A 23475-nucleotide genomic window follows, 5' to 3' on the forward strand; every position below is an offset into this window, starting at 1 on the left:
AGTGATTTGTTCCACCTCACTGCCGGAGTATCGTGGTCTGACCCCGATATCTTCTAATAACTCATTGGGTGCTCTAACGAGTAAATGATGTTTCCATGGGTGTCGTTGATTATGTTGGTATTTTGCTCAAATAAAGGAACCGCGTACTCTTTAAATTCGGGTAAAGAATTAATGTCTGCAAGTAGAGCTCTCATTACTCCAGCTTGGCAACGTGTCACTGCAAAAGTCATGACTATTTTGAATTGGTCAAGCTTTTCTTTTGTGAAATCCATGCTTCTAAAGCCAGAGTGTACTGAGTCGTTACGAAAGTTTCGGATTTCTATAACAATCTCAAATAGTTTTTTTTGCCAGTACTTATACCTCTCATGATTTTCAAGTAGTACTTTTGTGTTGGCTGATAGTAAGCTCAGTTGGATGCCGTTTGGGAAGCCCATGAATAAACGAATGTAGCTCTCGACTGAGTTGTCATTGTCATCGGCCTTCAAAAGAGCCTCTAAGGCGAACCATGAAAATATAATTCTCAGTTGAGGGTTTACTTCGTTCTTGCTGTTTCGCGCCCAGTGGAGAGAACGCTTGTATCGTTCGCTTAAATCGCTTTTTATAGAAAGCACATAGTTGGTGCTGTCGAAGGACTGGATGCTACCTGGTCGAACAACAAAAGACATCGATTGTTCAAATCCGGATTTCTTTATTGGAGCTATTTCTCCAGAGACTAAATTTTTAATGAAACCTATTTTCGAAGTTTTTATATTGGATACGGCGAACTCTGTAGACTTAAAATCTAGGACTTCAAGGAATTTATTGTCAGCCTGTTGGACTGCTTCGTTAGATGTGTCGCATTCTACGATAGTGGCAATCCTGGCGCAGACTTTATGTTTGTCAAAGTCCAGGCCTCCTTCAGAAGCGGATGACTCTAGTGCTTCTGTCTCTAGTTTAGAGTCGGCTGTGAAGGATCTAAGTTCCACGCTCCCATAAACCATTGTGCAAGGAATTGATATACTTCGGTCGTCAAGTATTCTAACTACTAAGAAGTGAGTCATCTATATTTCCAGAAGGTCTCAAGCAGTTTTGTAATAACTATATGCAGCAACCATGTGTCAGTCGGGGGGCGTAAAAATAAGCGATTTTTTGCTAAAAATTGAGCTAGGTGCTCAGCGATTACATAGCTTTTTCTCTCTATGCATACCTCAATTATGATAGGTAAATACTTGTTGTCTCGCATTTTTTTGAGTAGTTCACAACTTACCCGTTCACATGCGGAGTTATTGTTTAGTGAGTGGTAGTACCTTAACTGGAACCATAGTAACTCGTTGATGTCTGGGTTGGAGTCAGCAAGCAGCTTGTCGTATTTAGAGACTCCATCATTATCAAAAAGAGATATCGCTATGCTGTAGCCTAGTCTGATTGTTTTTTCATGAGATGGATTAATCTTGCAAAGTTCTAAAAAGAAGTAGTGTGCCTCTAGGTTTCGCCCACTTTCAAGTAGTTTGGTGATGTAGTCGGTAAGTCTCTTGAGATGTTTTCTACTAGTAGTCGGTGTGTCTCTATAATTTCGTTCAGAATTGTCCATGATTTTAAGCTCTCCTCTAGTTGCCTATCAAATAGGACTGACAGCGAGTTTTAGATTGTACTGCATGACGCTCATTTTGTTTGCCTGAACAATGAGTTACGAGGCGAGCGGGCAAGGGCTCTGTCGAGGAGAGGATAACAGTGTCCTCGTAGAACGGAACGGGCATCAGTTGCCGTACTGTTTGCACGCGGAGACTTCCTGCCGATATCGAATGTGCCCGATAGTAGCGGCGTCCATTGGCGATTCACAACGTCTCCCGTCCCAAGTCGTTCCGTCCTGCCCAGATAGGCCGTGGTGCGCCCGCAGCCCTCCCGAGAGAGGTTCCAAGCGAGCTTCAGGGCAGTAGCGTGCCACAATCTCAGCGTGGGGAGTTGACGTGCCACATCTGGAGGGACAGGCGTACTTCAACTCGGCGCGCGCCGTCGCCCCCCCACCTCGCCTGCGGGCTAAATGGGTCGTTTTTCTGCGCCCCTGCGGACCGCTCGCAGCGGCTGAGGCTGGGCGCTTGGTTTGCGTTTTAAGAGGGGTAAAAAACTGCGGAACCCTGCGAAGGGTAGGGAAATATCTGAAGAGGTTTGCTGATCGTTGCAGGTGTTTTCAGGAAAGGCATCGGAAAAAGGTAATAAGGTAACGGGGTGTTAAGCAAGTGCATGGAAGCCCCGGATTCATTGAGGTTCAGGAATTACTCAGGTAAGTAATTTCAGGTAATTCTTTAAGTAATAAGTTTATAAGATGCTGATTGATAAGGGTTTATATTTATTTAAAGGGTAATCGGGGTCAGACCACGATATACCATAGGAACCTTCCCACACTTTTCTCAGCTTGCCCGTCAGACCACCCACCGCTAACCTCCTCAAGCCGCCGCAAACCCAGCGGCCGGAGGTGGAAGTCCGTATTGCTAAGGCGTTTTAACTCCCGAAAATATTTGGAGCTTCGCCCATGCCTAACAAATCACGCAATCCTTATGTCGATCACAACGCTGCACCCGTCGACGCCAAGCTTCACGCAGCGGCCGAACGAGCTATTCACCATTACTTGCCGCCATCTGACCACGATGCAATCTCCGAACCCGCCCCCGGCAACCTTTTCCACGTCAGCCCCAACATCGACACCGAAACCCTCCTAGCCAACGCTTCCGAGCACCTCGATTCCGCCAACCAAATAACCGCCACCCTGGCCTTCGACCTAGAAGACCCGCACCGCGCCATCATCCTCGGCATCCAGCAACTCATCGACCTAAGCGCTCTACTCGTCGCCCGCGCCCAAGAGCAAGTCGCCCCTGCCGCCAGCCCAGCCACCGCCTGAACCCCAACCCCGCCGCCTTACCCAAAGGCGGCAACCTGAACCCATGCTGTCACCGCGCAAAATTTCATAATCCCCAGCGCCTTTGAGGTCTACGATCCTCTTCAAGAGAGGCCCCCGCACCTCCAGCCCACAGGGAACTGAAAACATGATCTCGAATCTGGTTAAAGTCGCGCTGATTGCTGGCACGTTGCTGTTGGGCGCTTGTTCGACGGAGTCGTCGGGCGGGAGCGGTGACCCTTGTTTTACTGGCGGATGCCAGGCGTTTGGGGACCATAGCCCGAGCAAGGCGGCCAAGATGAGTTTTGGCGGGAGTGGGTTGGGGAGTAGTTATGGGGAGTATGGGTCGGGGTTGTTGCATGATAATTGAGTGGGCGAGTGGGCAGTCGTTGATTTGTTGACTGGCCCACCGTTATCGCGGGCAAGCCCGCTCCCACATTGGTACTGGGCTCCCACATTGGAGTAGGGGTGGCCTGATATTTCAGTGGCCGCCTTTCATGCGGCGGGCGATGAGGTAGATGCCCAGGCCGACCAGCGCTGTGGCGGCGCCGATGTAGCCGGTGCTGGTCCAGCCATATCCCGCTGTAATTGCCATCCCGCCGAACCACGGCCCTAGCGCGTTTGCCAGGTTGAACGCTGCGTGGTTGGAGGCTGCCGCCAAACTTGGGGCTTCGTGGGCGATGTCCATCAGGCGGATTTGCAGCGGCGCTGCCATGGCAATCATGGTGCCGACCAGGCCGATGCCCAGCAGTACGCTCCACAGCGAGCTGGCGGCGAAGGTGAAGAAGATCAGTACGGCCATCGACCACACCATGATCCAGCCCACGGCGCGAAATTGCAGGCGGTCGAACAGTTTGCCACCGGCGATGTTGCCAATGATGCCACCGACGCCAAACGCGGCGAGGCCGAAGGGGATCCATTGGGGCGAGACTTTGGTCACTTCGAGCATGGTCGGGGCGAGGTAGCTGAACACGCAGAACATGCCGGCAAAGCCAATCGCACCGATGGACAGGGCCATCCACACTTGGGGTTTGGTGAAGGCGCGCAGTTCTTTGCGCGGGTCGCTGCGCGGTTCGTCGTGGCGGTCGGGGACGAATTGCCAGACGAGGGCGATAGTGCACAGGGCGATGGCGCTGACCAGTGCGAACGCCGAGCGCCAGCCCAGGTGTTGGCCCAGGAAGGTGGCGATGGGGTTGCCGAGCAGCATGGCGAGGGTGAGGCCCATCATCACGCGGGCCACGGCGCCGGCGCGTTTGTCGTTGGGCACCATGCTGGAGGCGACGACGGCCGCGATGCCGAAGTAGGCGCCGTGGGGCAGGCCGCTGATGAAGCGAAAGGCCACCAGCGAGCCGAAGGTCGGGGTGAAGGCGGTGGCGAGGTTGCCCAGGGCGTAGAGGCCCATCAGCAGTAAGAGCATGTGTTTGCGCAGCAGTTTGGCGCCGAGGATGGCCAGCAGTGGCGCGCCGACCATCACGCCCAGGGCGTAGGCGCTGATGGCGTGGCCGACTTGGGGTTCGCTTAAGCCCAGGTTTTGGGCGATGTCGGGCATCAGGCCCATGATGGCGAATTCGCCGGTGCCGATCGCGAAGGCGCCCACGGCCATGGCCGCTTCCATTTTGGCGGCGCTGCGCGCGGGCAGTACGTGCCCGGGTGTTTGCTGGATAGTCATGGGTAACTCTGTAGGAAAAAAGTGCACGAAGGACAGTGGCGATGCTACGCAAGCCGCCACGAAGGTGTCTAGAACAGCGTTTTGCGCGAGGGTTCAGTTTGATTAAACGCCCTGTGACCCCAGGTCGCGGCTGCGATGCTTGACACGTGCGCGTTAAAAGCCGCGATTTAGAGCTGTCAATTGGCCAAACGGCGCATAAATGCGGTTCAGCGTGATATTCTGCGCGCCGTCTTGGTCTAGTCTTTCCCCGGTGCGTACACCCGTATACGTCCCGGCGGTCGGCTGTCGCCCAGGTAGCTGAAGCCAATAATGATAAGAAGTCAGCGCAGAAGGGACAAAAACAGTGAGGTCGCTACGTCGGCCTTGTGTGCCCACCCTACGGCCTGCAGAGTCAGGGGCGGTAGGGCGGATGGCGTTTTATCATAGGTGCTACTGATGTTTAAAAAAGTAAACACTGCCCTGCTGGGGCTGGCTTTGTCGATGGGGATCACGTCCGTTCACGCGGAAGAGGCAAAGAAAGTCGATGTGCTGCTGATCGGCGGCGGCATCATGAGTGCGACCCTGGGTGTTTGGCTCAATGAGCTGCAGCCGGACTGGTCGATGGAGATGGTCGAGCGCCTCGATGGCGTGGCCGAAGAAAGCTCCAACGGCTGGAACAACGCCGGTACCGGTCACTCGGCCCTGGCCGAGCTGAACTACACCCCGGAAAACAAGGACGGCACCGTTGAGATCCCGAAAGCGGTCGAGATCAACGAAGCGTTCCAGATTTCCCGTCAGTTCTGGTCCTGGCAGGTCCAGCAGGGCGTGCTGAAGAACCCGCGTTCGTTCATCAACTCCACACCGCACATGAGCTTTGTGTGGGGCGATGACAACATCAAGTTCCTGAAAAAACGCTACGAAGCCCTGCAAGCGAGCCCGCTGTTCGCCGGTATGCAGTACTCCGAGGACCCGGCGCAGATCGCCAAGTGGGTTCCATTGATGATGGAAGGCCGTGATCCGAAGCAGAAGATCGCCGCCACCTGGACCCCGATCGGCACCGACGTGAACTTCGGCGAGATCACCCGCCAGTTCGTCGCTCACCTGCAAACCACGCCGAAGTTTGATCTCAAACTGTCGAGCGAAGTGCAGGACATCACCAAGAACGCCGACGGTTCGTGGCGTGTGAGCTACAAAAACCTGAAAGACGGCACCAAGACCGAAACCGACGCCAAGTTCGTGTTCATCGGCGCCGGCGGCGGTGCACTGCACCTGCTGCAAAAGTCGGGCATTCCTGAAGCCAAGGAATACGCAGGCTTCCCGGTGGGCGGTTCGTTCCTGGTGACCGATAACCCGGCCATCGCCGAGCAGCACATGGCCAAGGCCTACGGTAAGGCTTCGGTTGGCGCGCCACCGATGTCGGTTCCACACCTGGACACCCGCGTGCTGGATGGCAAGCGTGTGATTCTGTTTGGCCCATTCGCAACCTTCTCTACCAAGTTCCTGAAGGAAGGCTCGTACCTGGACCTGCTGACCAGCACCACCACCCACAACATCTGGCCTATGACCAAAGTCGGTATTCGTGAATACCCACTGGTCGAGTACCTCGCCGGCCAACTGATGCTGTCTGATGACGACCGCTTCAAGGCGCTGCAAGAGTACTTCCCGAACGCCAAGCAGTCCGACTGGCGCCTGTGGCAAGCCGGTCAGCGTGTGCAGATCATCAAGCGTGACGAAGAGCAGGGCGGCGTCCTGAAACTCGGCACCGAAGTGGTCAGCTCCGCCGACAACACCATCGCCGGCCTGTTGGGCGCATCGCCAGGCGCGTCCACCGCGGCTCCGATCATGCTGACCGTGCTGCAAAAAGTGTTCAAGGACAAGGTCGCGACGCCTGAGTGGCAGGCCAAACTGCACCAGATCGTACCGAGCTACGGCACCAAGCTGAACGACAGCCCTGAGGCTGTTGCCAAGGAATGGGCCTACACCGCCGGTGTCCTGCAACTGACGCCTCCGCCTGCGATCCCGCAGTTGAGCGCACCAAAGGCAACCCAGGCCACCGAGGCTGCCAAGCCTGCGGCTGAGCCGAGCAAGCCGACGTCTGACCTGGCGCTGTAAGCCAAGCCTGATGTTAAAAAGCCCGCTGAACCGGTAACGGTCAGCGGGCTTTTTTGTGGGCGTGTGTTCAGGTGCGGGAGCGTTCGGCTGGCGGCAGTTCCACCGTGCGTTCGGCGGCGGCCAATGCGGCCTTTAAACCGGCTTTATCCAGCGGCACGCAGTACGCAGGCTTGGCCCGCTCAAAGCGCCAGCTTTCATCCAGCGTTCCCGCGTCCACGGCGTCGAAACCCAGCTCGTCGAGCAGCGTGATCACATGCGCCTTTGCCGTCGCATCATCGGCGGCCACCGGCAGGGCGCGACGGTCAGGCGCACCGTGGGGGCGTGCATCGCGATTGATGTCTGAGTCAAAGATCGCATTAAACACTTTGACGACCTTTGAGTCGGCAAAATGCTCGGCCAACAGGCGGCTGGTGGTGGTTTCAAAACGGTCCAGCACCGGGATATGCCCATCGCGGTCAGGGTAGTAATTGTTGGCGTCCAGCACCGTTTTGCCTGCCAGCCACTGCGCGGGCACGCTGCGGTAGTGTTCAAGCGGGATCGCCACCAGCACCACGTCGCCAAACTGGGCGGCATCCTGCGCGCTGCCCACTTGCACACCGGGTATGCCGCTGCGCACGCTGCTCATGGTCTGCGGGCCACGGGAGTTGCTCAGCATCACCGCGTGCCCGGCAGCCAGGGCCAGTTGGGCCACGGCGCGCCCGATAAAACCTGCTCCAATCACACCAATCTTCATGGCCTTGCTCCTGCGAAGTGGGGGAGTGGCTATGATGATTGGCAACCATTGGGTGATAAATGTGTGGTTTGGAGTCAGTGTAGTTACTAGGAGTAGTTAATCGTGGACCGTCTAACCAGCATGAGTGCGTTTGTAACGGCCGCCGAGCTGGGCTCTTATGCCCGCGCCGCCGAGCGCTTGAACCTGTCGCCGCAGATGGTGGCCAAGCATGTCACCGCGCTGGAGCAACACCTGGGCGCCCGCTTGCTCAACCGCACCACGCGCCGGCAAAGCCTGACGGAGTTGGGTAGCGCGTACTACGAGCGCTGTAAACATATCCTCACGGAAGCCGAGGCGGCCGATTCGCTGGCGCAGATCATGAATGACACCCCGCGCGGCAAGTTGAAGGTCACCGCCCCGGTCACGTTCGGCTCCTACAGCCTGATGCCGCTGATAACCGGGTTTTTGCGTGACAACCCGGATGTGGAAATCGACTTGCACCTGACCGACCGTTTTGTCGACCTGGTGGAGGAGGGTTACGAAGCGGCTTTTCGCATCGGTCCGCTTGCAACGACCGGCCTTACGGCTCGGCCGCTGGCACCTTATCGCCTGGTGGCCTGCGCTGCGCCTGCCTACCTGACCGCACGGGGCGTGCCTTTGGTGCCGGCAGACCTTGAGCATCACGAATGCCTGGGTTATGCGTTCTGGTCACGCCCGGCAGAGCGTGAATGGGTCTTTTACCAAGGCACCACTGTGCACAAGGTGCAGGTTGCCAGCCGTTTGCAGGTCAACGAAAGCCGGGCGTTGATGACGGCGGCACTGGATGGTTTCGGCATCGTGCTTGGCCCTGAAGACTTCTTGCGCACGGCACTGGCCAAGGGCGAGTTGGTGCGGGTGCTGCCAGGCTTCGAGGCGCCGAGCCGCTCCATGCACCTGGTCTACACGGCGAACCGCCAGCGCACGGCCAAGTTGCGGCGCTTTGTCGAGGCGGTGCTGGGGCGTTTCGGACCCGCTTGAGCGCTCAAATACCGGCCCTGTGGTGCGAATACCTCAGGTTCAGCAACCTGACAGACACCACCTGTTAAAAATAACCCAGAGCCAAGCAGGAGCGAGGCTGCAGCAAGGGGGCATTTTTTACCGGTGTATTCGTTGGGCGCTGGCGCCCGAGGGGTGTGTATGTTGCTACGTTATGCGGCATTGGCGGCGTTTGTCGTCGCGGCGTCCGGGTGTGTACAAGAGCGCGTGGTGCACGAGCGCGGGTCGGTGCAACGAGAGTATGTCGAGGTGGTGGCGCCGCAGCCGCCGCCGGTGCAGGTGATCGAAGTCGAGCCAGCGGCTCGCTACGGTTATGTGTGGTCACGCGGCTACTGGCGTTGGGAAGGTGGGCGCTATGTGGCGGTGCACGGCCATTGGGAGCAGGTGCGCGAAGGTTATCGTTATGTGCATCCGCACTGGGTGCAGCGTAATGACGGTTATCACTGGCAGGGCGGTGGCTGGGTTCGCTGAACCTGGCACCTGACAAAACGGCTAGCTCGGCTTTTGGGTGCCTAACAGCTTGACCTCGCGCAGCAGCGCGGCACCGAGTTGATCGCTGCCCAACTCCTGATAGCCAACTATCTGGGTGTCGCCGTGTTCTTCGGCCTGGATGATGATCACCGGTGTTTCCTTGCCGGTGGCTTCATCCACATGCAGGGCGTACTGCGGCACATCCACCTTGATCGGTGAACCCGCGGGCTTGCCTTGCACATTCAGCGTAAACGCCGCGCAGCCGCTGTCGATATCCACGCTGGTCGCGGAGCGGCCGCTGACGAAGCAGGTTTGGGGCAGGTCGGGCCAGGTGATGGTCTCGGCCAGGGCGAGGGTGGGCGCCAGGGCCATGGCAACAAGAAGCAGCATGCGCACGTGGGGAGTTCTCTTGATCAAGGGCAGTGGCGTTTTTTACCAAAGCCCGGCATGCGTCGCAATGCGGCGGCTCAAGCCAGGCGCTTCATTCCCGTGGCTTTTGCCGCATCAAGGTCGAAGGTGGCGGTGTATTCACAGCCGGCTGCATGGGCGCAGCGTTCGATCAGGTAGTCGGCGAAGTCGGCTTTGCCGCCTGTGAATCGTCGCAGTGCCTGCCAGATAATCTCGGCGTGCTCGACGGTCAGTTCACGGGTGCGCAGCAGGGTTTCCAGCACGGTCACCACGTCGCTTTTGGCCGATTGGTAGCAGCTTTGCAGCACCCAGACCAATTCCACCACCGACACCAGGCTGACAAAGCCTGGTGACACGCTGGTGAGCGACTCGATCAGCGCCGAGGCCTTGGGCGATTGCACGGGGTCATCCTGGGTGACATAGCGCACCAGCACATTGGTATCGAGCCCGATCATCCGGCGTTTGCTCCTTGCGCGGCGATGGCGCGGTTCATGTCTTCGATCGACACGGCCTGCGCAGGCTTGCGGATCAGCCCCTTGAGGTCCTGCACGGTTTTGCTCGCGGCGATAATGGAAAACTTGCCGTCTTCCGTTTCGACAAATTCAACCCGGTCGCCTGTTTCCAGACCAAGCGCGGTGCGCACTTGCACGGGGATAGTGATTTGCCCTTTCGAGGTGAGTGTGGCGGTGGCCATAGTGAAAATCTCCATCGTGATATTCCTTACGTTAAGGTAAGGATTGATGAAGGACAAGATCCGTTGGTCCATAGGGTGCTCTGCTGGTGTGAGTGAGTGGGAACAGGTAAAACCCTAGCTCGAACTCTGCGCGCTCACACGCCCGCCTGCGACCCAAAGAGATACAAGCTATGACCGAACGTCAGCTCATCATTCCTGCCGCCATGCAACCCATTGTCGAGCGCGCCGGCTACGTGCCTGCGGTAAAAGTTGGCAACACTCTTTACTGCGCAGGCCAGGTCGGCCGTACACCGCAGCTGGCCGTGATCGAAGACCCCGAGGCGCAATTTATCGCGGCCTGGGAAAACCTGAGGGAAGTATTGGAAGAGGGCGGTTGCAGCTTCGATGACGTGGTGGACATGACCACTTATCACGTGAACATGCGCCAGCACATGGCGGTTTTTCGGGAGGTGAAAAACCGCCTGTTCCCGCGCGGGCATTGCGCCTGGACCACGATCGGGGTGTCCGAACTGGCACACCCCGGCCTATTGGTGGAAATCAAATGCGTGGCGGTGCAGCGCTAGTTACTGCACCACGCGATAGCACGGCACATAGGCTGCGCCGCCCGGCAACTTCATGCGGTGCTGGGCGACAAATGCCTGCAACAGCTCGTCCAAGGGTTTCATGATCGCCGGGTCACCGTGAATCTCATACGGGCCATGCTGCTCAATCAGGCGAATACCCTTGTCCTTGACGTTACCGGCCACAATCCCCGAGAACGCGCGGCGCAGGTTGGCCGCCAGCTCATGGGGCGGCAGCGCGTGGCTCAGTTGCAGGCTGGCCATGTTTTCGTGGGTGGGGTCGAACGGGCGCTGGAAGCCTTCGTCGATCTTCAGCAGCCAGTTGAAGTGGAACGCGTCGTTGCGCTCGCGGCGGAATTGCTTCACGGCCTTGAGCCCGACGGTCATCTGGCGGGCCACTTCGGCCGGGTCGTCGATGATGATCTGGTAGTGCGCCTGCGCCGCTTCGCCGAGGGTGGCGCCGACGAACGCGTGCAGTTGTTGCAGGTACGGCGCGGCCTGTTTCGGCCCGGTGAGGATGACCGGGAACGGTACATCGCGGTTATCCGGGTGCATCAGGATGCCCAGCAGGTACAGGAACTCTTCGGCCGTGCCGGCGCCGCCCGGGAAGATGATGATGCCGTGGCCCACGCGCACAAAGGCTTCCAGGCGTTTTTCGATGTCCGGCAGAATCACCAGCTCGTTAACGATGGGGTTCGGTGCTTCGGCCGCGATGATGCCCGGCTCGGTCAGGCCCAGGTAACGGCCGTTGGTAATGCGTTGCTTGGCGTGGGAAATGGTCGCGCCTTTCATCGGGCCTTTCATCACGCCGGGGCCGCAGCCGGTGCACACGTCAAGGCTGCGCAGGCCCAGTTCGTGGCCGACTTTCTTGGTGTATTTGTATTCTTCGGTATTGATCGAGTGCCCGCCCCAGCACACCACGATTTTCGGTTCGACACCCGGGCGCAATGTACGGGCGTTGCGCAGCAGGTGGAACACGTAGTCGGTGATGCCCTGGGAGTTGCTCAGGTCGATGCGCTGGCTGTCCAGCTCGTTCTCGGTGTAGACGATATCGCGCAGGGCGCTGAAGAGCATTTCGCGGGTGCTGGCGATCATCTCGCCGTCGACGAAGGCATCGGCGGGGGCGTTCAACAGTTCCAGGCGCACGCCACGGTCTTGCTGGTGGATACGCACTTCAAAGTCTTTATAGGCGTCGAGGATGGTCTTGGCGTTGTCGATATGCGCGCCGGTGTTGAGGATGGCCAGGGCGCACTGGCGGAACAACGTGTAGATGCTGCCGGAACCGGCTTCACTCAGTTGCTGGACTTCACGTTGGGACAGGGTTTCGAGGCTGCCCTTGGGGCTGACGGAGGCATTGATGACTTGACGTTGGGGCATTCTGATTCCTTGAAAGCACAGCCATCGCAGCCGCCAGGGGCGGCGATGGCTGGAGAATGGTGAGCGCCGAACTCGGTCGCACTAGACAGTTAGTTTGGCCGCCAGAAGGGCAGGGCGCAAACGCCGTCAACACCATCATGCCGCAGAACTTACTGAATCAGCTTCCAGTTTTTGTAGAAAACCCGACGCAGGGTAAACACCAACCCGGCAAAACCCGAAATCACGGCGTTGAGCACTGAGGGCAGCAAGGTCGGCCGCACGATGTCAATGAACAGGCAGTAACGCTTTGCGTCGTTTTTGTTGAAGGAGGCATGCATCAGCGTGTCATCGAAGATGAACAGCGGGTCATCGTGCCAGTAGTGCTTGTGCTTGCCCACCTGGATGTAAACACCGTCGTGATGCGGCGCCGGCGCCATGTTGTAGAGCACGCGGAACATCATGCGCAGCGGGCCGAAGTGGAAGGACGTGGAGCGGTTTTCGTTGAACACCGAGACGCCGATGGTCTTCACAAACGGCAGTTTCTTGCGCAGTTGCGGGATGTCCAGGGTGGTTTCGATCGGGCGACCGTACCACTGGAAGAACAACATGCCGCGCTTTTTCTCGGCCATGCGCTCGTCCAGGTAGCTGATGATTTCGTCCTTGTTGGCCATGGCGTCGTCGATGACTTGTTGCAGGTCTTCGCGCCAGGCGGGCGGCAGGTCGCGCATGGTGTAGACGTGGCGGTTGCGCAGGCTCAACAGGTCGAACAGGGTATTGAACGGCGCCAATATCCAGGTGTTGCGGCCGTTACCGACGAAGTATTTCTTGATGCTGTCGCGGTCGTACAGGCCGTTGCGCAGGAAATCATAAATGCCGCAGAACAGCACCAGCAGCAGAAACACCAGGCTGGTACGTGGGAAGCAATAGATGAACAGCAGAACGCCGAGTACCCAGGCGACTGAGACCAATTTTTTTTGCACAGCACTTTTACTCATGAAGCGAGGCTCCGGACCTGAAACAAAGCGAAACAATCCCGCCATGATAGTGGGTTATCACGGTGCCGGGCGTTTTAAATATTGCGAATTTGTGAACGTTGAACACAGTTTTTAACCAGGCGGTGCTGCGCGCCAGCTGTTTTGCCGATTGGATTTTGTAAACAGAAGATTTGCGTCTATCGTGACGCTTCGGTTTTTCGCGCGTCATAGACCGGTACGATTGAAGTTGAATGGCCACCACTGGCCGTCGACCCCTTGGAAGAGGCAGAAATTTTATGATCATCAAACCGCGGGTTCGTGGCTTTATCTGTGTGACCGCTCACCCTGTTGGCTGTGAAGCGAACGTCAAAGAGCAGATCGACTACGTAACCCAGCATGGCGCCATCGAAGGCGGCCCAAAGAAGGTGCTGGTCCTCGGCGCTTCCACCGGTTATGGCCTGGCCGCGCGCATCAGTGCTGCGTTTGGCTGCGGCGCCGACACCCTGGGCGTGTTTTTTGAGAAAGAAGGCGAAGAAGGCAAGCTGAGCTCCGCCGGCTGGTACAACAGCGCGGCGTTCGAGAAGTTTGCCGTGGAAAAAGGCCTGTACGCCAAGAGCATCAACGGCGACGCGTTCTCTGACGAGATCAAGCGCCTGACCATCGAAACCATCAAGAAAGACCTGGGCAAGATCGACCTGGTGGTTTACAGCCTGGCCGCGCCGCGCCGTACCGACCCGCAAGGCGTGGTGCACAACTCTACCCTCAAGCCGATCGGCAAGGCCGTGACCCTGCGCGGTATCAACACCGACAAAGGCGTTGTGGTCGACACCACCCTTGAGCCTGCAACCCAGGAAGAAATCGACGGCACCGTGAAAGTCATGGGCGGCGAAGACTGGCAGCTGTGGATCGACGCCCTGCGTGACGCCGACGTGTTGGCCGAAGGCGCCAAGACCACTGCGTTCACCTACCTCGGCGAGAAGCTGACCCAGGATATTTACTGGAACGGCTCCATCGGCGAAGCCAAGAAAGACCTCGACAAAAAAGTCCTGACCCTGCGCGACAACCTCGCTGCGCTGAAGGGCGACGCCCGTGTGTCGGTGCTCAAGGCCGTGGTTACCCAGGCAAGCTCCGCGATCCCGATCATGCCGCTGTACCTGTCGCTGCTGTTTAAAGTGATGAAAGAGCAGGGCACCCACGAAGGTTGCATCGAGCAGGTTTACGGCCTGTTCAAAGACAGCCTGTACGGCAGCGAGCCGAAGCTGGACGCCGACGGCCGCCTGCGCGCCGACTTGGCTGAGCTGGAGCCGAAGGTTCAGGACGCCGTGGCTGCACTGTGGAATCAGGTGACCGATGACAACGTCAACGAGATCAGCGATTTCGCTGGCTACAAGGCGGAGTTCCTGCGTTTGTTCGGGTTTGAAATCGACGGCGTGGACTATGAAGCTGATGTGAATCCGACTGTGAAGATCAAGGGCCTTATCCAGGCCTAAACACGGTCAGAAAAAAATGTGGGAGCCTGGCTTATGTGGGAGCTGGCTTGCCTGCGATACAGTCACCTCGGTATATCAGTTACACCGAGGCGATGCTATCGCAGGCAAGCCAGCTCCCACATTTGCCTTGGGTTAATTCAGAACCCTCCTACATTCCCTCGCGCTCCCACCCTTCCTCACAATCTGCCAGACTCCTTGCGCTATCAAGCCACGCTAACGGAGGATCTGATGACGATTCGTGCAGTAGTTTTTGATTTTGGCGGTGTCCTCTTCGATTGGAACCCGCAGCACCTTTACCGCAAGCTGATTGCCGACGACGCCGAACGGCAACACTTTCTCGACACCATCTGCACCCAAGCCTGGAACACCGAGCAAGACGCCGGCCGCAGCCTGGCCGAAGGCACCCGCCACCTTATCGAGCAATACCCGCAGCATGAACCCCTGATCCAGGCCTATTACGACCGTTGGCACGAAATGCTGCGTGGCGCGTTGCCCGATGGCGTGGCCATTCTTGAGGCGCTGCATAAGGCCGATATGCCGCTGTTCGGGCTCACCAATTGGTCGGCTGAAACCTTCCCTTACGCACGGGCCAACTACCCGTTTCTGCAGCACTTGCGCGATATCGTCGTGTCTGGCGAGTTGAAGTTGATCAAGCCGGACCCCGCGATCTATCACGCGAGCCTTGATCAGGTTCGCGCTCACTTGCCGGATATCCAGGCCAGGGAAGTGGTGTTTATCGACGACGTTGCCGGCAATATCGAGGCCGCTGAAGCCCTCGGCTGGCAGGGCATTCACCATGTGTCGGCCGAGCGCACTGCCGCGCGTTTGCGCGCGTTGGGGGTGAGCTTTTAGCGCGCCCACTTTTCCATGGCGAAATCCACAAAAGCGCGCAGCTTGGGCAGGCGGTAGCGGTCCTGTCGGTAGAGCAGGTGCATGGGGCGGCTGGGCAGTTGATAGGTGGTCAGCAACGCCACCAGCTTGCCGCTCTCCAGGTCCGGCTGCACCAGGGCATCGGCCAGCATGATGATGCCCATGCCGTTCACGGCTGCCTGGCGCAAGCCTTGGGAGCTGTTGATGGTCAATGCTCCGGCCACCGGCACCTCCACTTCGCCTGCATCGCCGGTCATGCGCCACAGTTTGCTGGTGTCTCGCCAGTTATCGTTCGCCGGGTAGGCAAACGCCAGGCAGTCGTGCTGGCGCAAGTCGTCGGGCGTCTGCGGAATGCCACGTCGCGCCAGGTACGCCGGTGACGCACAGAGCGTCAGGGTATAGGCCTGCATCGGCCTGGCGATCAGGCTTGAGGTTTCCAACTCGCCCAGGCGGATCGCAACGTCGAAGCCGCTGTCGACCAGATCCATGCGCTCATTGCTGAGTTCGACATACAGATTGATCTGCGGGTAGCGCTGGGCAAATTCGCTCAAGGCCGGTGTGAGGCGTTCGGTGCCGAACACCGGTGGCGCGGTGATGCGCAGGCTGCCTTTGGGCGTTTCGCTGTGGATCTGCTCTGCCAATAGTTCAGAGTCGGCCACCAGCCCCAGCACCTCCAGGCAACGTTGGTAATACTGCCCGCCAAATTCGGTGAGGCTCTGTTTGCGCGTGGTGCGCTTCAGCAAGCTGACCCCCAGCCGTTGCTCCAGCGCGCGCAAGTGGTTACCGACCATGGTGGTGGACAGCCCGCATTCCTGCGCGGCGGCGGTCATGCTGCCGGCCTCGACCACTTTCACGTACACCGACATCGACTGGAACAGATCCATTATCAAGCCCTGATTTAAAGTCATTGCAGGAATGCGCAGTTTATCCAGCTCAGGTGGCTAACGATACTGGCAGCATCACAACGATGCACTGGAGCCTGCCACCATGACCGCCGCCTGCCTGATGACCACCTATCAACCCATGGCCCTGAGCTTTACCCGTGGCCTGGGCACGCGCCTGTGGGACCAGCAGGGCCGTGAATACCTCGACGCCGTGGCCGGTGTGGCGGTAACCAATGTCGGGCACTCCCACCCCAAATTGGTCACGGCGATCAGCGAGCAGGCGGGCCTGTTGCTGCACACCTCCAATCTCTACAGCATCGACTGGCAGCAGCGCCTGGCCGAGCGCCTGACGCGGTTATCCGGCCTGGACCGTGCGTTCTTCAATAACTCCGGCGCCGAAGCCAACGAGACCGCGCTGAAACTGGCGCGGTTGCATGGCTGGAAAAAAGGCATTGAAGAGCCTTTGGTGGTGGTGATGGAGAACGCGTTTCACGGGCGTACGCTGGGCACTATGGCCGCCAGTGACGGGCCTTCGGTGCGCCTGGGTTTCCAGCGCCTGCCGGGGGACTTTCTCAAGGTGCGCTTTGGCGACTTGGCCGCATTGGCGGCCATTACCGAGCAATTCGGCACGCGCATCGCGGCGATCTTGCTCGAGCCGATCCAGGGTGAAAGCGGCGTGCTGCCCGCGCCGCCCGGTTACCTGAAGGCGCTGCGCGACCACTGCACGCGCCACGGCTGGTTGATGATGCTCGATGAAATCCAGACCGGTATCGGCCGCACTGGCGCCTGGTTTGCGTTCCAGCACGAAGGCATCGTGCCCGACGTGATAACCCTGGCCAAAGGCCTCGGCAACGGCGTGCCCATCGGTGCCTGCCTGGCCCGGGACGCCGTGGCCCAGTTGTTCACGCCAGGCAGCCACGGCAGCACGTTTGGCGGTAACCCGCTGGCCTGCCGCGTGGGTTGCACGGTGTTGGACATCATTGAGGAACAAGGCTTGCTGCACAACGCCGCGCTACAGGGCGAGCGCCTGCTGGCTCGGTTGCGGGTGGAGTTGAGCGAGCACCCGCAGGTGCTGGCGATTCGCGGCCAGGGCTTGATGGTCGGCATCGAGTTGGCCAGGCCTTACCGTGACCTGGCCCAGCGTGCGGCCCAGGAGCATGGGCTGCTGATCAATGTGACGCGGGGCAAGATCATCCGCCTGTTGCCGCCGCTGACGCTGGATGCCAAGGAGGTTGAGATGATTGTGCGGGCCATCACCCGTCTCCTGGATTGAAACCGGATCAAACTGTGGGAGCTGGCTTGCCTGCGATAGCGGTGTGTCAGCCACTGTAGTTGGCACAGACAGTCCGCTATCGCAGGCAAGCCAGCTCCCACATTGGATCGGCGTGATATTCAGAGATCCGGGCCATTGAGCCATTCCTGGTTCATGGTTTCGGTATCGCCCAGGTACTCCAACAACCAACTCATCGCCGGCGACAACTTATCCTGCGCCCACGCCACACACGACGGGCTGGCCGGAAACGGTCGGCTCAGTTGCAGCGCCACCAGGTCGCCACGCTCGACCCACGGCAATACCTGATGAGCCGGCGCCATGCCCACGCACAGCCCATCGCGCAGGCAATCGAGTGCCGAGGCCCAGTTGGGCACGACCAAACGGCGCTGGTTATCCAGGGTCCAGGTGTCACGCTTGGGCAGGTTGCGCGAGGTGTCGGTCATGCACAGCGAGGCGAACGGGCGCAGTTGGTCGTCACTGAGCAAGCCGTTGACGCTTGCCAGCGGGTGCTGGGCGCTGACCACACACAGCCAGTTGAGCAGGCCCATGTCCCGAAACGTGAAGCGGCTGGCCACCGGCACTGCGCTGGTGGCACCGATCACAATGTCGGTGCGCTCATCGGCCAGGGCGTCCCACACGCCGTTGTACACCTCGTATTCGAGCAGCAATTCCACCTCAGGGAATTGCCGATAAAAATCCAGCACCAGTTGCCGGCAGCGCTGGGGTTTGACGATGGAGTCCACCGCGACCTTCAACTGGCCGCTCCAGCCATTGGCCACCTGTTGGCACAAACGCCGGGTACCGAGCATTTTTTTCATCACCCCGCGCGCTTCGTCTATGAATAGACGGCCGGCGGGGGTCAGCTCCACATCGCGATGGCGGCGCACAAACAGCGGCACCGCCAACCATTCCTCCAACTGGCGCACCGTATAGCTGATGGCTGACGGCACTCGGTGCAATTCCTGGGCAGCGGCGCTGAAGCTGCCATGGCGTGCCACGGCATCGACTACATCCAGGGAGTATTCGGACCACATAGCGGTTGCCTTCAAAATATTTGATTCAAGTGTCCAATTATTATCGCTTCACACACAGCCTGTCAGCTTCATAATGGGCGCCAGTCAGCAAATAGTTTGATGGCAGCATCCACAAGGCTTCAATGAAAAATTCTTTTGGTTTCACCTGGTATTTGGCGGGGCTGAGCATGCTCGGTTATCTGGCCATGGACATGTACTTGCCGGCGTTTGGCGCCATGGGCGAGCAGTTGCAGATCAGTGCGGGCGCGGTGGGCGCCAGCTTGAGTATTTTCCTCGCCGGCTTTGCGCTCGGGCAGTTGCTGTGGGGGCCATTGTCCGATCGCCTGGGGCGCAAGCCGGTGCTGCTCGCCGGGCTGAGCCTGTTTGTGCTGGGCTGCGCCGGGATGTTCTGGGTCGAGACGGCGCCGCAGTTGTTGGCGTTGCGTTTTATCCAGGCGATTGGCGTGTGTTCCGCCGCTGTGAGTTGGCAGGCGCTGGTGATTGACCGTTACCCGGCCGACAAGGCTCACCGGGTGTTCGCCAGCATCATGCCGTTGATGTCGCTGTCACCGGCGTTGGCGCCGCTGTTGGGCGCGATGGTGCTGAACCACTTTGGCTGGCAGGCAATTTTCGCGGTGTTGCTGGTTGTGTCAGTGCTGTTGCTGTTGCCGACGTTGTTGCTGCGCAAAATGCCGAAACGTCTGGCCGAGGAGGGCGAACCTTCGCGCCTTGGCTACGGGCAGTTGCTGACCTCCCGCGTATTTACCGGCAATGTGATGATCTTCGCCGCCTGTTCGGCCAGCTTCTTTGCCTGGCTCACCGCGTCGCCGTTCATCCTTGGCGACATGGGTTACAGCCCGAATGACATCGGCCTGAGTTACGTGTTGCCGACCTTGTCCTTTCTGGTCGGCGGTTACAGCTGTCGCAGTGCCTTGCAGCATTACCAGGGCAAAACCCTGCTGCCGTGGTTGCTGGTGGCCTATTGCATCAGCATGGTCGCGTTGTACCTGGTTGCGACCTTGACCGTGCCGACCCTGACCACCTTGTTGATTCCGTTCTGCCTGATGGCGTTGGTCAACGGTGCGAGTTACCCCATCGTGGTGGCGAATGCGTTGATGCCCTTTGCGGAAAATTCCGGTAAGGCGGCGGCGCTGCAGAACACCCTGCAGTTGGGCCTGTGCTTTCTGAGCAGCCTGCTGGTGTCGTCGTTGATCGACCAGCCGCTGTTGATCACCGTGATTGTGATGCTGGCGACTGCGCCGCTGGCGGTGTTGGGTTACTGGCTGGCGCGGCCGAAAGCCGATAAGTCGGAACTCGCAAGCGCCTAAAACTGAAACCCAAGCAAAAATGTGGGGGAGGGCTAGTGTGGGAGCTGGCTTGCCTGCGATGGCATCAACTGGGTGCACCTGATGTACCGAGTTGTCTGCATCGCAGGCAAGCCAGCTCCCACACAAGCCAGCTCCCACAGTTAATCGGGTTTCTTCAGTTAGAAGGTGACTTCCAGGTTGACTGTCGGTGTGGATGTACGGGTGCCCATGCCACCATCCACCCCGAACTTGTTATGCCAGTACTCGTAACCCACCCCCAGGTACAGGTTCGGCTTCACGCTTTTACCCGGCCGCACCGCCACCATCAGCGCGGTGCGCATCAGGGTTTCCGGCGCGGTGTCGCGGCCGTGATAATCCTCGCCCTTTTCCCCGACGTAATTGATAAACCCCTGAAACTTCGCCGCATGGTTGGCGATGTCGAACGGGCGCATCCAGGTCAGGTTGAGCATGTAGGTGTCGTCGAAGGTGTGGTTCGACTCTTTCGCACCGGGGATGCCGGTGTGGTTCTTTTCCTTGTAGTACATCAGGCTCAAATCCAGCACGCCGACGGTGTTGAACTTCAACGTCGGGCCGATCACCAGCGCGCGTTTTTTGGCTGAGGCGAAGTTGTTGTTGCGGTTGGCGTCGAAGCCCAGGGTCAGGGCGTAATCCTTGACCAGGCCGGTGCCCAGCGGCACATCGAATACCCGTGAGGCGTACAGCTGGTGTCGGTACACGGCGTAGACCTCACTGCCACCGTGGTCGGTGCCCTTGCGTGGGTCGCTGCTGTCGGACAGAAACACATCGAGGTTCAGGTAGTTGCTGCCGTACTGGTAGCCGCTGGCGTGGGTAAAGCTGTAGATGCGCTTGCTGAAGTCGTCGGGGTTGTTGGGGTTGGTGAAGTGCTGGCCGTAGCGAAACCCTACGCTGTTGTTCATCCATTCCAGCGCGACGGCCTCCCCACCGCCGAGAAGGGTCAATGCAATGGTGGCGCCCTGTAATGCCTTTTTCATTGTTCTAGGTCCTTTGGCGTTCTGGCTCATGACGGCCGGATAGTTTTTGTAACGCCGATGGAGGGTATCTTGTTCGATTGATTGTATACAACTCTATGGACATCAAGTCCAAACATTGCATACAGTGTTCGCACAACAAAAACAGAGAACCCCTCACCATGACTATCCCGAAGGCGTCACCGCAGCGGCCAGAAGACGAGAATCTCGGCGTCGCGGCCAACATGGCTTACGGCCTGCAGCATGTGCTCACCATGTATGGCGGCATCGTTGCCGTACCGCTGATCGTCGGCCAGGCGGCCGGGTTGTCGCCGGCGGATATCGGCCTGCTGATCGCCGCCTCGCTGTTTGCCGGTGGCCTGGCCACGTTGCTGCAAACCCTCGGCCTGCCGTTTTTTGGCTGCCAGTTGCCGCTGGTGCAGGGCGTGTCGTTTGCCGGTGTAGCAACCATGGTGGCCATCGTAGGCAGTGATGGCGCGGGCGGGGTGCCGGCGATTCTCGGGGCGGTGATGGCCGCGTCGTTTATCGGCTTATTGATCACGCCGGTATTCTCACGGATCACCAAGTTCTTCCCGCCGCTGGTCACCGGCATTGTGATCACCACCATCGGCCTGACGCTGATGCCGGTGGCAGCGCGCTGGGCCATGGGCGGCAATAGCCGCGCAGCGGACTTTGGCAGCATGGCCAACATCGGCCTGGCGGCACTGACCCTGGTGCTGGTGTTGCTGCTGAGCAAGATCGGCAGCGCGACCATCTCGCGCCTGTCGATTCTGTTGGCCATGGTGATCGGCACCGTGATCGCGGTATTCCTCGGCATGGCGGACTTCTCCAGCGTCGCCCAAGGGCCGATGTTCGGCTTCCCGACACCTTTCCATTTCGGCATGCCGACCTTCCATGTGGCGGCGATCATTTCCATGTGCATCGTGGTGATGGTGACGTTGGTGGAAACCTCGGCGGACATCCTCGCGGTCGGCGAGATCATCGACACCAAAGTCGACTCCAAGCGCCTGGGTAATGGCCTGCGTGCCGATATGCTGTCGAGCATGTTTGCGCCGATCTTCGGTTCATTCACCCAAAGCGCCTTCGCCCAGAACGTCGGCCTGGTGGCGGTTACGGGGGTGAAAAGCCGCTTTGTAGTGGCCACTGGCGGTGTATTTCTGGTGGTGTTGGGCCTGCTGCCCTTTATGGGGCGGGTGATTGCGGCTGTGCCGACTTCGGTGCTTGGCGGCGCCGGTATTGTGTTGTTCGGCACTGTGGCGGCCAGCGGGATTCGCACGCTGTCCAAGGTGGATTACCGCAACAACATGAACCTGATCATCGTGGCAACGAGCATCGGTTTCGGCATGATCCCGATTGCAGCGCCGAACTTTTATGATCACTTCCCCACCTGGTTCGCGACCATTTTCCATTCGGGCATCAGTTCGTCGGCGATCATGGCGATTCTGCTGAACCTGGCGTTCAACCACTTCACCGCCGGTAACTCGGACCAGCAGTCGGTGTTTGTGGCCGGGACTGAGCGCAGTTTGTGCTTCCACGACGTGGCGGCGTTGCGCGATGGCGATTACTTCAGTGGCGGTAAATTGTTTGATGCTGAAGGGAAGGAGATTCCAGTGGTGGCTGAGGTGCCAAGGAAGGCCGCAAAGCCTGAGACCACCGAGGTCTAAAACTGTGGGAGCTGGCTTGCCTGCGATGGCGGCGAGCCAGTCACTGCACCTGTAACTGATGTACCGCTATCGCAGGCAAGCCAGCTCCCACAGTTGAACTCAGCCAGCCTTGAGTGCTCGGTGCGGCAGCGAACACGCCTCGTCCAGAAACTTCACCACAGTCCCCATGCACGCCTGGCGTTCTTCCACGTGGGGCATGTGGCTGGAGTCTTCAAACAACGCCCAGCGCACGTCAGTGATTTCATCCAGGAACGGCTTGACCACCAAGGGCGTGGCTTCGTCGTGGCGTCCTGATATCACCAGCGTCGGCACATTGATCGCCGACAGGCGCCCGATCACGCTCCAATCCTTCAAGCTGCCGATGATGTGAAATTCGGTCGGGCCGCTCATGGCGTGGTACACCGTCGGGTCGGCGTCCACCGCTGCAAAGGTGCGCGCCACTTCTTCCGGCCATGGGTTTACTCGGCACACGTGCTGGTCATAGAAAACCCGCGCCGCTGCCAGGTATTCCAGGTCTTGGTAAGTGCCGGCCTGTTCGTGTTTGAGCAGGGTTTGATGCACGCCTTCGGGCAACAGTTGGCGCAGGCGGTTGGCTTCGCTGACCCAGGTGCGCATGCAGGTGGGCGAGTTGGCCGGGATAAACGCGCGCAGGCCCTTGGGTCGCAAAATCGCGTGTTCGCTGCCGAGCATGCCGCCCCAGGATTGCCCCAGGATCGCGTAGTTGTCACTGATCTGCAGGTGGTCCAGCAGGTTGTTCAGCTCGTCGAGGAACAGGTCGATGGTCCAGAACGACGCGTCCTTGTCCGGCAAGTGCGTAGAGCGGCCATTGCCGATTTGATCGTAGTGAATCACCGCATGGCCGCTGGCGGCGACGTCCTTGAACGCGTCTACGTAGTCATGGGTGCAACCGGGGCCGCCATGGAGGATCACCAAGGGCGTGCGGCCGGTGCCCAGGTCGCCAGTGACGCGGTACCAGGTCTGGTAGGCGCCGAAGGCCGCGTAGCCTTCGCGGACTTTCTCGATGAATTCCATTTCGTACCCTGCTCTGAAAAAAAAGGATCAGGGATACGATAGTCGGCACGCAGCGTTTAAGTAACTAGCAAAACAGCTAGGTTTTACCGA

General features: G+C 58.9%; 24 protein-coding genes. 11 read left to right on the forward strand and 13 right to left on the reverse strand.

Going from position 1 to position 23475, the window contains the following annotated elements; all coding sequences use genetic code 11:
• Positions 1-53: 53 nt before the first annotated feature.
• Both HBO41_RS07220 and HBO41_RS07225 read right to left on the reverse strand, forming a co-directional pair.
• Entirely contained in the window at positions 54-1040 is a 987-nt protein-coding gene (locus HBO41_RS07220) for a HEPN domain-containing protein (protein ID WP_169985641.1), read from the reverse strand.
• A complete protein-coding gene (locus tag HBO41_RS07225; RefSeq protein WP_169985643.1) occupies positions 1037-1570 on the reverse strand; it encodes a hypothetical protein in 534 nt (177 codons plus the stop codon). Before HBO41_RS07225 ends, HBO41_RS07220 begins: the two co-directional genes overlap by 4 nt.
• A gap of 939 nt (positions 1571-2509) precedes the next feature.
• On the opposite strand from HBO41_RS07225, the gene HBO41_RS07230 reads away from it, so the two are divergent.
• Together HBO41_RS07230 and HBO41_RS29470 are read left to right on the forward strand one after the other, a co-directional pair.
• Positions 2510-2875: a DUF6124 family protein gene (locus tag HBO41_RS07230; RefSeq protein ID WP_169985645.1), complete on the forward strand. Its 366-nt coding sequence runs from the start codon at positions 2510-2512 to the stop codon at positions 2873-2875.
• 145 nt (positions 2876-3020) lie between these two features.
• Positions 3021-3242, forward strand: coding sequence for a hypothetical protein (locus HBO41_RS29470; protein WP_017137454.1), 222 nt, complete (start codon positions 3021-3023; stop codon positions 3240-3242).
• A 111-nt stretch (positions 3243-3353) separates the two neighbouring features.
• Here HBO41_RS29470 and HBO41_RS07235 read toward each other — a convergent pair whose 3' ends face one another.
• Positions 3354-4541, reverse strand: coding sequence for an MFS transporter (locus HBO41_RS07235; protein WP_138450191.1), 1188 nt, complete (start codon positions 4539-4541; stop codon positions 3354-3356).
• Between the two features lie 435 nt (positions 4542-4976).
• Here HBO41_RS07235 and mqo point away from each other — a divergent pair, with 435 nt between their 5' ends.
• Positions 4977-6632, forward strand: coding sequence for a malate dehydrogenase (quinone) (gene mqo / locus HBO41_RS07240; RefSeq protein ID WP_169985647.1), 1656 nt, complete (start codon positions 4977-4979; stop codon positions 6630-6632).
• 67 nt (positions 6633-6699) lie between these two features.
• On the opposite strand, the gene HBO41_RS07245 is transcribed toward mqo, so the two are convergent.
• The gene (locus HBO41_RS07245; protein WP_240792720.1) at positions 6700-7365 is read right to left on the reverse strand and encodes an NAD(P)-binding domain-containing protein; all 666 of its coding nucleotides are present in this window, start codon (positions 7363-7365) and stop codon (positions 6700-6702) included.
• A gap of 120 nt (positions 7366-7485) precedes the next feature.
• Between HBO41_RS07245 and HBO41_RS07250 the strand changes: the two genes are divergently transcribed.
• Positions 7486-8361, forward strand: a complete 876-nt coding sequence (locus HBO41_RS07250; RefSeq protein WP_169985859.1) for a LysR family transcriptional regulator — start codon at positions 7486-7488, stop codon at positions 8359-8361.
• A 159-nt stretch (positions 8362-8520) separates the two neighbouring features.
• Complete coding sequence (locus HBO41_RS07255) at positions 8521-8850, forward strand: YXWGXW repeat-containing protein (protein WP_169985649.1); 330 nt, start codon at positions 8521-8523, stop codon at positions 8848-8850.
• A gap of 21 nt (positions 8851-8871) precedes the next feature.
• Here the strand turns inward: HBO41_RS07255 and HBO41_RS07260 are convergent, their stop codons facing one another.
• From HBO41_RS07260 to HBO41_RS07270, 3 genes are all read right to left on the reverse strand, one after another.
• Positions 8872-9240 carry a hypothetical protein gene (locus tag HBO41_RS07260; protein WP_099549596.1) on the reverse strand — a complete coding sequence of 123 codons (369 nt, stop codon included), beginning with the start codon at positions 9238-9240 and terminating at the stop codon, positions 8872-8874.
• 77 nt (positions 9241-9317) lie between these two features.
• Complete coding sequence (locus HBO41_RS07265; RefSeq protein WP_017137461.1) at positions 9318-9713, reverse strand: PIN domain-containing protein; 396 nt, start codon at positions 9711-9713, stop codon at positions 9318-9320.
• Entirely contained in the window at positions 9710-9967 is a 258-nt protein-coding gene (locus HBO41_RS07270; protein ID WP_017137462.1) for an AbrB/MazE/SpoVT family DNA-binding domain-containing protein, read from the reverse strand. Before HBO41_RS07270 ends, HBO41_RS07265 begins: the two co-directional genes overlap by 4 nt.
• Before the next feature lie 155 nt (positions 9968-10122).
• Here HBO41_RS07270 and HBO41_RS07275 point away from each other — a divergent pair, with 155 nt between their 5' ends.
• Entirely contained in the window at positions 10123-10515 is a 393-nt protein-coding gene (locus HBO41_RS07275; RefSeq protein WP_099549595.1) for a RidA family protein, read from the forward strand.
• Here the strand turns inward: HBO41_RS07275 and ppnN are convergent, their stop codons facing one another.
• Together ppnN and HBO41_RS07285 are read right to left on the reverse strand one after the other, a co-directional pair.
• Positions 10516-11889, reverse strand: a complete 1374-nt coding sequence (gene ppnN / locus HBO41_RS07280) for a nucleotide 5'-monophosphate nucleosidase PpnN (protein WP_017137464.1) — start codon at positions 11887-11889, stop codon at positions 10516-10518.
• Positions 11890-12038: 149 nt separating this feature from the next.
• Positions 12039-12863 carry an aspartyl/asparaginyl beta-hydroxylase domain-containing protein gene (locus tag HBO41_RS07285; RefSeq protein ID WP_169985652.1) on the reverse strand — a complete coding sequence of 275 codons (825 nt, stop codon included), beginning with the start codon at positions 12861-12863 and terminating at the stop codon, positions 12039-12041.
• Between the two features lie 275 nt (positions 12864-13138).
• Between HBO41_RS07285 and fabV the strand changes: the two genes are divergently transcribed.
• Together fabV and HBO41_RS07295 are read left to right on the forward strand one after the other, a co-directional pair.
• Entirely contained in the window at positions 13139-14332 is a 1194-nt protein-coding gene (gene fabV, locus HBO41_RS07290; RefSeq protein WP_017137466.1) for an enoyl-ACP reductase FabV, read from the forward strand.
• 228 nt (positions 14333-14560) lie between these two features.
• Positions 14561-15184, forward strand: coding sequence for an HAD family phosphatase (locus HBO41_RS07295; protein ID WP_017136123.1), 624 nt, complete (start codon positions 14561-14563; stop codon positions 15182-15184).
• Here HBO41_RS07295 and HBO41_RS07300 read toward each other — a convergent pair.
• A complete protein-coding gene (locus tag HBO41_RS07300; protein WP_138450197.1) occupies positions 15181-16086 on the reverse strand; it encodes a LysR family transcriptional regulator in 906 nt (301 codons plus the stop codon). The genes HBO41_RS07295 and HBO41_RS07300 overlap by 4 nt on opposite strands.
• Positions 16087-16189: 103 nt before the next feature.
• On the opposite strand from HBO41_RS07300, the gene HBO41_RS07305 reads away from it, so the two are divergent.
• Complete coding sequence (locus HBO41_RS07305; protein ID WP_017136121.1) at positions 16190-17359, forward strand: aspartate aminotransferase family protein; 1170 nt, start codon at positions 16190-16192, stop codon at positions 17357-17359.
• Positions 17360-17478: 119 nt separating this feature from the next.
• Here the strand turns inward: HBO41_RS07305 and punR are convergent, their stop codons facing one another.
• Positions 17479-18393 (reverse strand): DNA-binding transcriptional activator PunR, encoded by a 915-nt coding sequence (gene punR, locus HBO41_RS07310; RefSeq protein WP_138450200.1) that lies wholly within the window; start codon positions 18391-18393, stop codon positions 17479-17481.
• 122 nt (positions 18394-18515) lie between these two features.
• On the opposite strand from punR, the gene punC reads away from it, so the two are divergent.
• Positions 18516-19700 carry a purine nucleoside transporter PunC gene (gene punC, locus HBO41_RS07315; RefSeq protein WP_169985654.1) on the forward strand — a complete coding sequence of 395 codons (1185 nt, stop codon included), beginning with the start codon at positions 18516-18518 and terminating at the stop codon, positions 19698-19700.
• Between the two features lie 158 nt (positions 19701-19858).
• Here the strand turns inward: punC and HBO41_RS07320 are convergent, their stop codons facing one another.
• Positions 19859-20692 carry a nucleoside-binding protein gene (locus tag HBO41_RS07320; protein WP_169985656.1) on the reverse strand — a complete coding sequence of 278 codons (834 nt, stop codon included), beginning with the start codon at positions 20690-20692 and terminating at the stop codon, positions 19859-19861.
• A 158-nt stretch (positions 20693-20850) separates the two neighbouring features.
• Between HBO41_RS07320 and HBO41_RS07325 the strand changes: the two genes are divergently transcribed.
• Positions 20851-22353: a nucleobase:cation symporter-2 family protein gene (locus tag HBO41_RS07325; protein ID WP_138454049.1), complete on the forward strand. Its 1503-nt coding sequence runs from the start codon at positions 20851-20853 to the stop codon at positions 22351-22353.
• A gap of 99 nt (positions 22354-22452) precedes the next feature.
• Here the strand turns inward: HBO41_RS07325 and HBO41_RS07330 are convergent, their stop codons facing one another.
• Entirely contained in the window at positions 22453-23385 is a 933-nt protein-coding gene (locus HBO41_RS07330) for a proline iminopeptidase-family hydrolase (RefSeq protein ID WP_169985658.1), read from the reverse strand.
• Between the last annotated feature and the right edge of the window lie 90 nt (positions 23386-23475).

The organism is Pseudomonas sp. WS 5146 (assembly GCF_012985495.1).
Taxonomy (GTDB): Bacteria; Pseudomonadota; Gammaproteobacteria; order Pseudomonadales; family Pseudomonadaceae; genus Aquipseudomonas; species Aquipseudomonas edaphica.

Coding starts and splice junctions, on each gene's coding strand:
- HBO41_RS07220 (WP_169985641.1), bottom strand. CDS start 1,040: ATGACTCACTTCTTAGTAGTTAGAATACTTGACGACCGAAGTATATCA.
- HBO41_RS07225 (WP_169985643.1), bottom strand. CDS start 1,570: ATGGACAATTCTGAACGAAATTATAGAGACACACCGACTACTAGTAGA.
- HBO41_RS07230 (WP_169985645.1), top strand. CDS start 2,510: ATGCCTAACAAATCACGCAATCCTTATGTCGATCACAACGCTGCACCC.
- HBO41_RS29470 (WP_017137454.1), top strand. CDS start 3,021: ATGATCTCGAATCTGGTTAAAGTCGCGCTGATTGCTGGCACGTTGCTG.
- HBO41_RS07235 (WP_138450191.1), bottom strand. CDS start 4,541: ATGACTATCCAGCAAACACCCGGGCACGTACTGCCCGCGCGCAGCGCC.
- mqo (WP_169985647.1), top strand. CDS start 4,977: ATGTTTAAAAAAGTAAACACTGCCCTGCTGGGGCTGGCTTTGTCGATG.
- HBO41_RS07245 (WP_240792720.1), bottom strand. CDS start 7,365: ATGAAGATTGGTGTGATTGGAGCAGGTTTTATCGGGCGCGCCGTGGCC.
- HBO41_RS07250 (WP_169985859.1), top strand. CDS start 7,486: ATGAGTGCGTTTGTAACGGCCGCCGAGCTGGGCTCTTATGCCCGCGCC.
- HBO41_RS07255 (WP_169985649.1), top strand. CDS start 8,521: ATGTTGCTACGTTATGCGGCATTGGCGGCGTTTGTCGTCGCGGCGTCC.
- HBO41_RS07260 (WP_099549596.1), bottom strand. CDS start 9,240: ATGCTGCTTCTTGTTGCCATGGCCCTGGCGCCCACCCTCGCCCTGGCC.
- HBO41_RS07265 (WP_017137461.1), bottom strand. CDS start 9,713: ATGATCGGGCTCGATACCAATGTGCTGGTGCGCTATGTCACCCAGGAT.
- HBO41_RS07270 (WP_017137462.1), bottom strand. CDS start 9,967: ATGGAGATTTTCACTATGGCCACCGCCACACTCACCTCGAAAGGGCAA.
- HBO41_RS07275 (WP_099549595.1), top strand. CDS start 10,123: ATGACCGAACGTCAGCTCATCATTCCTGCCGCCATGCAACCCATTGTC.
- ppnN (WP_017137464.1), bottom strand. CDS start 11,889: ATGCCCCAACGTCAAGTCATCAATGCCTCCGTCAGCCCCAAGGGCAGC.
- HBO41_RS07285 (WP_169985652.1), bottom strand. CDS start 12,863: ATGAGTAAAAGTGCTGTGCAAAAAAAATTGGTCTCAGTCGCCTGGGTA.
- fabV (WP_017137466.1), top strand. CDS start 13,139: ATGATCATCAAACCGCGGGTTCGTGGCTTTATCTGTGTGACCGCTCAC.
- HBO41_RS07295 (WP_017136123.1), top strand. CDS start 14,561: ATGACGATTCGTGCAGTAGTTTTTGATTTTGGCGGTGTCCTCTTCGAT.
- HBO41_RS07300 (WP_138450197.1), bottom strand. CDS start 16,086: ATGGATCTGTTCCAGTCGATGTCGGTGTACGTGAAAGTGGTCGAGGCC.
- HBO41_RS07305 (WP_017136121.1), top strand. CDS start 16,190: ATGACCGCCGCCTGCCTGATGACCACCTATCAACCCATGGCCCTGAGC.
- punR (WP_138450200.1), bottom strand. CDS start 18,393: ATGTGGTCCGAATACTCCCTGGATGTAGTCGATGCCGTGGCACGCCAT.
- punC (WP_169985654.1), top strand. CDS start 18,516: ATGAAAAATTCTTTTGGTTTCACCTGGTATTTGGCGGGGCTGAGCATG.
- HBO41_RS07320 (WP_169985656.1), bottom strand. CDS start 20,692: ATGAAAAAGGCATTACAGGGCGCCACCATTGCATTGACCCTTCTCGGC.
- HBO41_RS07325 (WP_138454049.1), top strand. CDS start 20,851: ATGACTATCCCGAAGGCGTCACCGCAGCGGCCAGAAGACGAGAATCTC.
- HBO41_RS07330 (WP_169985658.1), bottom strand. CDS start 23,385: ATGGAATTCATCGAGAAAGTCCGCGAAGGCTACGCGGCCTTCGGCGCC.